Genomic DNA, 10,640 nt, shown 5'->3' with positions numbered 1-10,640 from the left:
AAAAACATTTGTATCATTAGAAGAAGCGATAGGAGAGATCTCTGCTGAAATGATTATTCCTTATCCGCCGGGAATACCGCTTTTGATGAGAGGAGAAAAAATTACAAAAAATCAAATTGAAGCGTTGAAAAGGTTAATGGAGCTGCGTGCTAATTTTCAAGGAGGAAAGAAATTAGCAGAAGGCCTTATTTCTATTTTCAGGAAAAGGTGATCTTAATGAAAGGAATTTTTATTACGTTTGAAGGACCTGAAGGAGCGGGGAAAACGACAATTATTAAAAAGCTTGAAAAAAAGTTAGAAAAAGAAGGAAAAGACGTTGTCGTGACGCGCGAGCCAGGCGGTATTGTCATCAGCGAGAAAATTCGGGAAATTATTCTTCATAAAGAACATACAGAGATGGATGCAAGGACCGAGGCGCTTCTTTATGCTGCCGCGAGAAGACAGCATTTAGTCGAAAAAGTAATTCCCGCTCTTCATAAAGGAAAAATTGTACTTTGCGATCGATTCGTTGACAGTTCTTTAGCCTATCAAGGGTATGCAAGAGGTCTCGGGATTCAAGAGGTGCTTGAAATAAATCAATTTGCAATAACCGGCATGATGCCCAATCTTACGCTGTTTTTTGATATTTTGCCGGAAAAAGGATTAGCAAGAATAACTAGCAATCAAAATCGAGAAATCAATCGACTTGACTTGGAAAAATTGGATTTCCATCAAAAGGTTTATGAAGGATACAAGAAAATCATTGAAATGTTTCCGAATAGAATAAAAGTGATCAATGCAGATCAGCCTTTAGAAAAAGTTTTTTTTGAAGCGGAGAGTGCATTGGACTTATTTTGGAAGGAAACATTGTAGTCATATCGTTCTCAAGCTTGATATAATGAAGAAAAATTGATATTCGCTGCAAAATGTCCTGGCAAGATGTCCTGCTTTTCCGTTTTTATTAATAAGGAGGCTTTTCCGTATGAAATTGATTATGGCTGTTGTCCAGGATCAAGATAGCAACCGCTTATTAAAAGCCCTGACGGAACATAACTTTCGTGTGACAAAGCTTGCAAGCACCGGGGGATTTTTAAAGTCCGGCAACACTACTTTTATTATTGGAACAGAAGACATTCGTGTGCAAAAAGCGCTCGATATCATTAAAACGAACTGCCAATCTCGCCAACAGCTTGTTGCTCCAGTTTCACCGATAGGCGGGAATACCGACTCTTACGTTCCCTATCCGCTTGAAATTGAGGTTGGCGGTGCAACTGTTTTTGTCCTTCCAGTTGAACAATTTCATCAATTTTAAAGGTGAGAGCAAATGAAAGTAAATGAAGATTTAAGAACAATACTGCCTAAACAAACAATTGAACAGAACGGAACACAAAACAGATCTAAAATATTTTCTCAAATGGTTGAAAAGCATGAATCCAAGCTCCATGAAGAACAATGGAAACAGCTTTTAAATGAACTGGAGAAAGCCGGAGAACGTCTAAGTAAATCGAGAAATATGCATGATTTGTCTAAGTTTAAAAGATTAGTAAAGCGGCTTATTCGTGAAACGATTGAATTCGGAATGGGTGTCAAAGAATCAAAGAGCTGGGATTTTTATGGGAACAGACGGAATTTAAAAATCGTTTCCCAAATTGACCAAAAGCTGGTGGAATTGACCGAAGAAATTTTAAATAAAGAAAAAGATGCCGTAAACATTTTAGGGAAAATAGGGGAAATAAAAGGGCTGATCGTGAATTTATATACGTAAGCGAGTGGTACAATAAATGAAAACATGGGAAGAACTCGAAAAACTTCAGCCAAAAGTATTGAAAATAATACAAAATTCTTTTAAGAAAAATAGATTGGCCCACGCCTATTTATTTCAAGGGAAAAAGGGCACAGGAAAAAAGGATGCTGCTTTTTTAACTGCAAAAAGTTATTTTTGCGAGCATTTGGAGAAAAATTATAAACCGTGCGGACAATGTTCAAACTGCAAGAGAGTTGAGAGCGGAAATCATCCTGATCTTCACTTTATAGAGCCTGATGGCTTATCAATCAAAAAAGAACAAATAGAAGCATTGCAGAAGGAATTTGCAAAAACGGGCGTTGAATCGAACCGGAAGCTTTATATCATATCTGGATGCGACCAGATGACTGTCAATGCGGCCAACAGTTTATTGAAATTTTTGGAGGAACCGACGGAAGGAACAATGGCAATATTAATAACAAATCAAGTTCATCGAGTGTTGCCGACAATTCTTTCTAGATGCCAAATATTAACCTTCCAACCCATTCCCCCAAAAATGATTCAGCAGGAACTTGAGAAAAAAGGAACTCCAAGTCATATAGCTGCCCTCGTCAGTCAAGTTACCAATAATATTGAAGAAGCATTTTCACTTAGCCGTGACGATTGGTTTGCGGAAGCAAGAACCAAAGTGATAAAATTATATGAAGTATTGGACTCCCGTCCCGACCATGCATTGCTTTTTATTCATAATCATTGGGTGCCTTTTTTTGCAGATAAAGAGCAAATGGAAATGGGACTGGATTTTCTCCTATTTTTATATAAAGATTTATTATCAATTCAAATCGGAAATGAAGATGACGTTGTTTATTTAGATATATTGCCAATGTTAAAACAGCAAGGGCTAAAGCTTGGCCAACGAACTGTTTTACACCAAATCGTCTCCATTTTGAATGCAAAAAAACGGTTAAATTTCAATGTTAATCCGCAGCTTCTTATGGAAGATTTGGTTTTAACATTGCAGGAGGGATAAGCTTGTATGATGTTGTAGGAGTTCGCTTTAAAAAGGCGGGAAAAATTTATTATTTTGATCCAAATGGTTTTGATATACAGCTTGATGATTATGTCATTGTTGAAACAATCAGAGGGATTGAATATGGAAAAGTAGTAGTCAGCAAAAAACAAGTGGAAGAGCATGATATTGTGCTTCCATTAAAGAAAGTCATTCGGAAAGCTGATGAAAAGGATCGGATGATTGTCCAAGAAAACAACAGGGCAGCAAAAGAAGCGATGGATATTTGTTTAAAAAAAGTAGAAGAACACGGTTTAGAGATGAAGCTTGTCGATGTAGAGTATACATTTGACCGCAACAAAGTCATTTTTTACTTTACTGCTGACGGGCGTATTGATTTTCGCGAGCTTGTAAAAGATTTGGCCTCTATTTTTAAAACGAGAATTGAACTTCGACAAATCGGGGTGCGAGACGAAGCGAAAATGCTTGGCGGAATCGGCCCCTGTGGAAGAATGCTATGCTGCTCCACATTTTTAGGGGATTTTGAGCCTGTTTCGATTAAGATGGCGAAAGATCAAAATTTGTCTTTGAATCCTACAAAGATTTCGGGGTTATGCGGAAGATTAATGTGCTGCTTAAAATATGAGAATGATGAATATGAAACAGCAAAAGAGCAACTTCCGGATATTGGAGATACTATAGAAACTCCGAATGGAACAGGAAAGGTTGTCGGACTAAATATTTTAGAACGTGTGCTGCAAGTTGAACTGATCAATCGCGATCGCGTCGTTGAATACACATGGGAAGAATTAATACAAGACGATGCTGTTTCTATGGAGTTCACAGATTAGAGGTGGAAAACCAGTGAACAAAAAAGAAATTTTTGATGCTGTGACATTGCTGGAGGAACAAATTGGTTATTTGTACCGCCAATTAGGAGAATTAAAGCAGCATATAGGAGAATTAATTGAAGAAAACCAACATTTAAAATTGGAAAACGACCACTTGCGCAAACGAATGTCTTCTTTTGATCAAATGAATTTGAAACAAGAAGAATTGAAAAGCGCTAAGAAGAAGGAAAAAAAGCTTGGACATATAGATATTGGCGAAGGGTATGATAACCTGGCAAGACTTTATCAGGAAGGATTTCATATTTGTAATCTGCATTATGGCAGTGTAAGGAAAGATGGAGATTGCCTGTTCTGCCTCTCATTTTTAAATAAAAAGTAAGTGCAGCTTCCTTTTCAGGAGGCTTTTCTTATGACTAGGACGAGTAAGTAATCTCAAGAAAGGGAAATTTACATGGTATATTTGCACGATGATGAAAGGCTGGATTATTTGTTAGCGGAAGATTTGCGCATCATTCAAAGTCCTTCAGTTTTTGCATTTTCTCTCGATGCAGTTCTTCTCGCAAAATTTGTGTATGTCCCGATCCAAAAAGGGAATTTGATTGACCTTTGTACAGGAAACGGGGTGATTCCACTTTTATTAAGCACAAGAACAAAAGGAACGATCACAGGAGTGGAAATACAAAAGCGGCTGTTTGATATGGCTGTCAGATCTGTCCAATATAATCACCTTGAACATCAAATAAAGATCATTCACGGCGACATTTTGGACATGCCGAAACAGCTTGGGTATGGGAAGTTCGATGTTGTAACATGCAATCCCCCTTATTTCAAAACGCCGGGACAAGAAGAGTTAAATAAAAACGAATATTTTGCGATTGCAAGGCATGAAATATTATGCACTCTTGAAGATGCTATACGTGTAAGCAGCCAATTGGTAAGGCCGGGGGGAAAAGTTGCCTTTGTCCATCGTCCAGGACGATTTTTAGAAATGATCGAACTCATGAAAAAATATCGAGTGGAACCGAAAAGAATTCGCTTTGTATATCCAAAGCTTGGAAAGGAAGCAAATACTTTATTAGTAGAAGGAATAAAAGATGGGAATCCTGATTTAAAAATTCTACCCCCATTGATCGTTTACGATGATCAAAACAATTATACGGATGAAGTTCAAAAAATATTGTACGGGTAAATAAAATGTGACCAAAGCGGAATGTATAAATTATGGTGGTGAATAGGGATGTGGCAGCAAAAAAGCTATGCGGAAGATGTAGAGAAGGGCGCACTATATTTAGTGCCGACGCCGATCGGAAATTTAGAAGATATGACGTTCCGTTCAATCCGTGTGTTAAAAGAGTGTGACGTTATTGCAGCGGAGGACACGAGACAAACGAAAAAATTATGTCATTATTATCATATTGATACAAACATCATCAGCTATCATGAACATAATAAAAATTCGAGCGGAAGACAGATCATGAAAATGATTGAAGAAGGGAAAAAAGTTGCACTTGTCAGCGATGCCGGCATGCCAACCATTTCTGATCCAGGAAGTGAGCTTGTTCAGCTAGTTTTAGACCATCATTATCCGGTTATACCGCTTCCGGGGGCTAATGCTGCATTAACGGCATTGATCGCTTCAGGAATTGCGCCTCAGCCTTTTTATTTTTTTGGATTTTTACATCACAAGAAAAAAGAAAAGAAAAAACAATTGGAGCAATTAAAAAATAAGAAAGAAACCATTATCCTTTATGAATCTCCTCATCGACTCGTTGAAACGTTAAAGGATATTCATGAATTTTTTGGCAATAGGAAAATAGCTGTTGCTCGAGAGTTAACAAAAATGTATGAGGAGTTTGTGAGGGGGACAGTTGATGAACTATTAGATTGGGCGGAAAATCATGAAATCAAAGGGGAGTTTTGTTTAATCATTGAAGGCAGTCAAGAAAATACTCCCGATGATAACAAAGAAACATGGTGGAGTAAATGGACGATTAAAGAACATGTTGAACATTATATAGAAAAAGGCTATCCATCAAAAGAAGCGATAAAATTGGCCGCATTGGATCGAAATTTGCCAAAACGGGAAGTGTATCAGGAGTATCATTTGAAATAAAAGTCCCTGAATAGTAGGGACTTTTAACTTTTTATTTAGAAGATTCCAAAATGGTTTGGATTTCTTTTAAAATTTGCTCTGCACCTTCGCGGCTAAGAACAATTTTTCCGCCTGCAAGCTGGAAGTTATCATCAGAAACTTCTCCAGTTACTTGACAAGTCATGCTAGGCTTATATTTTTTCAAAATGATGCGGTCGTCATCCACATAAATTTCTAAAGCATCTTTTTCAGCAATTCCTAATGTTCTGCGCAATTCAATCGGAATAACTACGCGTCCCAACTCATCAACTTTACGAACAATTCCAGTAGATTTCATAAAATTTGTCTCCTCCCATTTGTAAAATAAAGATTTATCGCCTATATACTCCCTTTTTCGCCATTATTCGACATTTGCGATTGTCAATTAATAGAATAACAGTTTTTCCAATAAACGTCAATCCTTTTGATTCGAAATACTGTTCAATTTAAATAACTGTGTAAATCTTATAAGATGATGAAAGATTATGTATATTTTCTTGATAAAACAGGCTATGATGGTATCATAGAATATGTAATCAATGCTTGGTTTTGTCGCTCTCGTCCAACTGACGAGAGCTTTTCTGTAATGTAGTGGCAAAGGAGGATTAATATTGTGGAAAACAGAAAAAAAACATTTTATTTAACGACGCCCATTTACTATCCGAGCGATAAATTACATATCGGTCATGCGTATACAACGGTAGCCGGCGATGCCATGTCGAGATATAAACGCCTTCGCGGTTATGATGTCATGTATTTAACGGGAACTGACGAGCATGGGCAAAAAATCCAGCGAAAAGCGGAGGAAAAAGGAGTATCTCCTAAAAAGTATGTTGATGATATTGTTTCAGGGATTAAAGAATTATGGAAAAAATTAGATATTTCCTATGATGATTTTATAAGAACGACTGAAGAGCGACATAAGAAGGTAGTAGAAAAAATTTTCGACCGTCTAGTAAAGCAGGGAGATATTTATTTAGATGAGTATGAAGGATGGTACTGTACGCCTTGTGAATCGTTTTTTACAGAAAGACAGCTAGTGGACGGAAATTGCCCTGATTGCGGCCGCCCTGTTGAGAAGGTAAAAGAAGAGTCTTATTTCTTTAAAATGAGCAAATATGTCGACAGGCTTCTGCAATTTTATGAAGAAAATCCAGAGTTTATTCAGCCGGAATCAAGAAAAAACGAAATGATCAATAACTTTATAAAGCCTGGGCTGGAAGATTTGGCGGTATCCCGGACGACTTTTGACTGGGGCATTAAAGTTCCTGGTAATCCAAAACATGTTATTTATGTTTGGATTGACGCATTGACAAACTATATTACGGCGCTCGGCTACGGAACCGAGAATGAAGAAAAATTTAAAAAATATTGGCCTGCAGATGTTCATTTAGTAGGGAAAGAGATTGTCCGCTTTCACACGATATACTGGCCGATTATGCTCATGGCGCTTGATCTGCCTCTTCCTAAAAAAGTGTTTGGACATGGATGGCTGTTAATGAAGGACGGAAAAATGTCTAAATCAAAAGGAAATGTTGTGGATCCAGTTACATTGATTGACCGTTATGGGCTTGATGCTTTGCGCTATTATTTGCTGCGTGAAGTTCCGTTTGGAGCGGACGGAGTATTTACTCCTGAAGGCTTTGTGGAGCGCATTAACTATGATTTAGCTAATGACTTAGGAAACTTACTAAACCGAACGGTGGCCATGATCGATAAATATTTTGACGGCATTGTAAAAAAAGAACAAGCGGATGAAACGCCTTACGATGAGGCTCTTCGCACATTCAGAACCGAAACAGTTAAAAAGTACGAAGAAGCCATGGATAAAATGGAGTTTTCCGTTGCGCTGACAGCCCTATGGCAATTTATTGGCCGGACAAATAAATACATTGATGAGACGGAGCCTTGGGTACTGGCAAAAGACGAGTCAAAAAGAAATCAGCTTGCATCCGTCATGTATCATTTGGCTGAGTCGCTTCGACATATAGCCGTTTTATTAAAACCATTTTTAACAAAAACACCGGATAAAATTTTTGCGCAAATAGGTGTAGAGGACGATCATTTGAAAAATTGGGAATCCATTCATAAGTTTGGGCAGCTGGAAGAGGTTCGGGTGCAAAAAGGAGAGCCGCTGTTTCCGCGTTTAGATATTGAACAGGAAGTGAACTATATAAAAGAGCAGATGAAAGGATCGGCACCTGAGGCTAAAAAAGAAACAGCAGATGATGAGAATGAAATTACAATTGATGATTTTATGAAAGTGGATTTACGCGTGGCGGAGGTTATTCAAGCGGAGAGAGTAGAAAAAGCAGACAAGCTGTTAAAACTTCAGTTGGATTTAGGATCTGAAAAACGCCAAGTTGTTTCTGGAATTGCTAAATATTATCAGCCTGAACAATTAATCGGCAAAAAAGTTATTTGTGCAATAAATTTAAAACCGGTAAAATTGCGTGGAGAATTGTCGCAAGGAATGATTTTGGCAGGGGAAGAAAACGGAACCTTGTCGCTTGCTACCGTCGATTCAGATTTACCGAATGGAACGAAAATCAAATAAATTTGTCGAAGAATGTTTTTTTGGGGTGTTTCACGTGGAACACCTCTTTCCCTTTTATCGAAAAAGGGAAAAAATGATTGGAAAGGATGTCAAAATATGCTGTTTGATACTCATGCACATTTAAATGCGGTGCAATTTGAGGAGGATTTAAACGAAGTAATTGACCGGGCACTTCAAGAAAAAGTGGAAACTATCGTTGTTGTCGGCTTTGACCGCGAAACAATTCCAAAGGCTATAGAGCTTTCTGAAAGGTATGACTTTATATATGCAGCTGTCGGCTGGCATCCGGTTGATGCCATTGATATGACGGATCACGATTTAGATTGGTTAAGAGAGCTTTCCAGCCATCCGAAAGTTGTCGCACTAGGTGAAATGGGCCTGGATTATCATTGGGATAAATCACCTAAGGATGTGCAAAAAGAAGTGTTTCGCAAGCAAATTGCATTAGCAAAGGAAGTACAGCTGCCGATCATTATTCATAACAGAGAAGCAACTGCAGACATTGTTCAAATATTAAAAGAGGAAAATGCGAAGGAAGTAGGCGGAGTCATGCATTGCTTTTCCGGAAGCTTAGAGGTTGCCAAGCAATGTATGGACATGAATTTCTATATTTCGTTCGGCGGTCCTGTTACATTTAAAAATGCAAAAAAACCAAAAGAAGTAGCTGCGGAAATTCCATTGGACCGATTATTAATTGAAACCGATTGTCCTTATTTAACCCCTCATCCATTCCGTGGCAAACGGAATGAACCAAGCTATGTCAAATATATCGCAGAAAAAATTGCAGAGCTGAAAGGACTCACCTTTGAAGAAATAGCAAAAATTACAACCAGAAATGGAAAAAAATTATTCGGCATTTCATGATAAAGATTTCTGTCGAAGCTTGTTCAAGCTTGTCTGAAAAAAGAATGATTCAAAAAAGTTCTACACGTCTTCTTTTCCTCATAGGATAAACGTGTCGAGAAGTCTTTCTTCACTTTTTGTTCAAACTTCAAGATAATAGTTACAAAAAACGAGAAAAGTGCAGGAGGGTTGACAGGTTTAAAAATACTCTATATAATCTCACGGAGGAGAAGGAGGCGTTTTCGTGATTGAAAACATGAAAAATATGGTATCCAACCTTTCCAAGAGAAAAAAGTATGTCCTTTCTGCAGTCGGTGTATGTTTAATTGGCACAGGAGCAACGTATGGGGGCTATGAAGGAACAAAAGATACTGTTAGAGTCACTATTGATGGGAAAACAGAGGAAGTAAGGACCCATGCAGACCAAGTCAGTGATCTTTTGAAAGAATTAGATATAAAATTACAAGCTAATGATTATATTTCTCATGCGAAACATCGGGACATTCAAGACAACATGAATATAGTGATAAAATATGCCAAACCTGTCCAGCTGATTGTAGACAATGAGCGAAGGAAGATTTTCACAACTGCTGATACGGTAGAAGATGTTTTAAGGCAGCAAAAAATTTCCATTACCGAAAAAGATGAAGTTCTACCAGCATTAGATGCAAAAATTGAAAAAAACATGGAACTAAAGGTGAATAAAGCGCATCTTATCACTTTAAATATTGGTGGGAAAAACCAACAGATTTGGTCTACTTCGACTACTGTCGCTGACTTTTTAAAGGAACATAACGTAAAATTGAATCCAATGGATAAAGTAAAGCCTGGGCTAACAACAGTGTTAAATAAAAACACAAATGTAGAAATTACCAGAGTAGAAAAAGTCACCGATGTAGTGGAAGAACCAATTGTATTTAAAATCGTTCAACGTACAGATAAAAATTTAGCTGAAGGAACGAAAAAAGTGATTCAAGAAGGCGAAAAAGGAACACGCCAAAAACAGTTTGAAGTCATTTTGGAAAATGGAAAAGAAATTTCCCGTAAGCTTATAAAAACTGTAACAACGAAGGAAAGCAAAGATAAAATTGTTGTTGTCGGGACAAAAGCTTCTTCGCAGCCTGCACTAGCTTCAAGAGGAACTGGCAGCAAGTCTAAAGAATTTTATGTGACGGCTACTGCATATACAGCATCCTGCAATGGCTGTTCAGGCACAACAGCAACAGGGTACAATTTGCGCTCAAATCCAAATGCAAAGGTAATCGCAGTTGATCCGTCTGTCATTCCGCTCGGATCAAAGGTGTATGTTGAAGGATACGGATATGCAGTTGCCGCCGATACTGGTTCAGCAATTTCCGGAAATAAAATTGACGTATTTTTCCCAAATAAGTCTCAAGCATATCAATGGGGTCGAAAAAAGGTCAAAATAAGGGTTTTACGTTAACTTTATCGAGTGCTGTTTTGACAGAGGGTTTCGACCCTCTGTTTTTTTACGTTATAATTGGAAATCAGTAGCCTTTTATACA

Annotated in this window: 13 protein-coding genes (1 of these 13 cut by a window edge); 12 read left to right on the top strand and 1 reads right to left on the bottom strand. The window is 37.8% G+C overall.

The window, feature by feature from the left end; genetic code table 11:
• From NSQ61_RS15675 to rsmI, 9 genes are all read left to right on the top strand, one after another.
• On the top strand, nucleotides 1-211 hold the 3' portion of the coding sequence (locus tag NSQ61_RS15675) for an aminotransferase class I/II-fold pyridoxal phosphate-dependent enzyme (RefSeq protein WP_340807508.1). The gene continues 1,229 nt to the left of window position 1, outside the view; the window shows 211 of its 1,440 coding nt (coding positions 1,230-1,440); its start codon lies beyond the left edge, outside the window; it ends in the stop codon at nucleotides 209-211.
• 5 nt (nucleotides 212-216) lie between these two features.
• Entirely contained in the window at nucleotides 217-852 is a 636-nt protein-coding gene (gene tmk / locus NSQ61_RS15670; RefSeq protein WP_063387600.1) for a dTMP kinase, read from the top strand.
• 109 nt (nucleotides 853-961) lie between these two features.
• Nucleotides 962-1,291 carry a cyclic-di-AMP receptor gene (locus NSQ61_RS15665; protein WP_063387599.1) on the top strand — a complete coding sequence of 110 codons (330 nt, stop codon included), beginning with the start codon at nucleotides 962-964 and terminating at the stop codon, nucleotides 1,289-1,291.
• Between the two features lie 12 nt (nucleotides 1,292-1,303).
• Complete coding sequence (locus NSQ61_RS15660) at nucleotides 1,304-1,744, top strand: YaaR family protein (protein ID WP_144598260.1); 441 nt, start codon at nucleotides 1,304-1,306, stop codon at nucleotides 1,742-1,744.
• Between the two features lie 16 nt (nucleotides 1,745-1,760).
• Nucleotides 1,761-2,753, top strand: a complete 993-nt coding sequence (gene holB / locus NSQ61_RS15655) for a DNA polymerase III subunit delta' (RefSeq protein ID WP_063387597.1) — start codon at nucleotides 1,761-1,763, stop codon at nucleotides 2,751-2,753.
• A gap of 2 nt (nucleotides 2,754-2,755) precedes the next feature.
• Nucleotides 2,756-3,583, top strand: a complete 828-nt coding sequence (locus NSQ61_RS15650; RefSeq protein WP_063387596.1) for a PSP1 domain-containing protein — start codon at nucleotides 2,756-2,758, stop codon at nucleotides 3,581-3,583.
• A 13-nt stretch (nucleotides 3,584-3,596) separates the two neighbouring features.
• Nucleotides 3,597-3,962, top strand: a complete 366-nt coding sequence (gene yabA, locus NSQ61_RS15645) for a DNA replication initiation control protein YabA (RefSeq protein ID WP_063387595.1) — start codon at nucleotides 3,597-3,599, stop codon at nucleotides 3,960-3,962.
• Nucleotides 3,963-4,034: 72 nt separating this feature from the next.
• Entirely contained in the window at nucleotides 4,035-4,772 is a 738-nt protein-coding gene (locus tag NSQ61_RS15640) for a tRNA1(Val) (adenine(37)-N6)-methyltransferase (protein ID WP_066247199.1), read from the top strand.
• Nucleotides 4,773-4,820: 48 nt separating this feature from the next.
• Nucleotides 4,821-5,696 carry a 16S rRNA (cytidine(1402)-2'-O)-methyltransferase gene (rsmI, locus tag NSQ61_RS15635; protein WP_066247202.1) on the top strand — a complete coding sequence of 292 codons (876 nt, stop codon included), beginning with the start codon at nucleotides 4,821-4,823 and terminating at the stop codon, nucleotides 5,694-5,696.
• Between the two features lie 31 nt (nucleotides 5,697-5,727).
• Here rsmI and NSQ61_RS15630 read toward each other — a convergent pair whose 3' ends face one another.
• Nucleotides 5,728-6,012: an AbrB/MazE/SpoVT family DNA-binding domain-containing protein gene (locus NSQ61_RS15630; protein ID WP_063387592.1), complete on the bottom strand. Its 285-nt coding sequence runs from the start codon at nucleotides 6,010-6,012 to the stop codon at nucleotides 5,728-5,730.
• Nucleotides 6,013-6,327: 315 nt separating this feature from the next.
• Here NSQ61_RS15630 and metG point away from each other — a divergent pair, with 315 nt between their 5' ends.
• From metG to NSQ61_RS15615, 3 genes are all read left to right on the top strand, one after another.
• Nucleotides 6,328-8,271: a methionine--tRNA ligase gene (gene metG / locus NSQ61_RS15625; protein ID WP_094244833.1), complete on the top strand. Its 1,944-nt coding sequence runs from the start codon at nucleotides 6,328-6,330 to the stop codon at nucleotides 8,269-8,271.
• Nucleotides 8,272-8,367: 96 nt separating this feature from the next.
• Nucleotides 8,368-9,135, top strand: coding sequence for a TatD family hydrolase (locus NSQ61_RS15620; protein WP_063387590.1), 768 nt, complete (start codon nucleotides 8,368-8,370; stop codon nucleotides 9,133-9,135).
• A 235-nt stretch (nucleotides 9,136-9,370) separates the two neighbouring features.
• Nucleotides 9,371-10,558, top strand: a complete 1,188-nt coding sequence (locus NSQ61_RS15615; protein ID WP_066247264.1) for a G5 and 3D domain-containing protein — start codon at nucleotides 9,371-9,373, stop codon at nucleotides 10,556-10,558.
• Nucleotides 10,559-10,640: the final 82 nt, after the last annotated feature.

It is taken from the genome of Aeribacillus sp. FSL K6-1121, assembly GCF_038003725.1.
GTDB lineage: Bacteria > Bacillota > Bacilli > Bacillales > Aeribacillaceae > Aeribacillus > Aeribacillus composti.
This window is presented reverse-complemented; position numbering and strand designations above follow the sequence as displayed.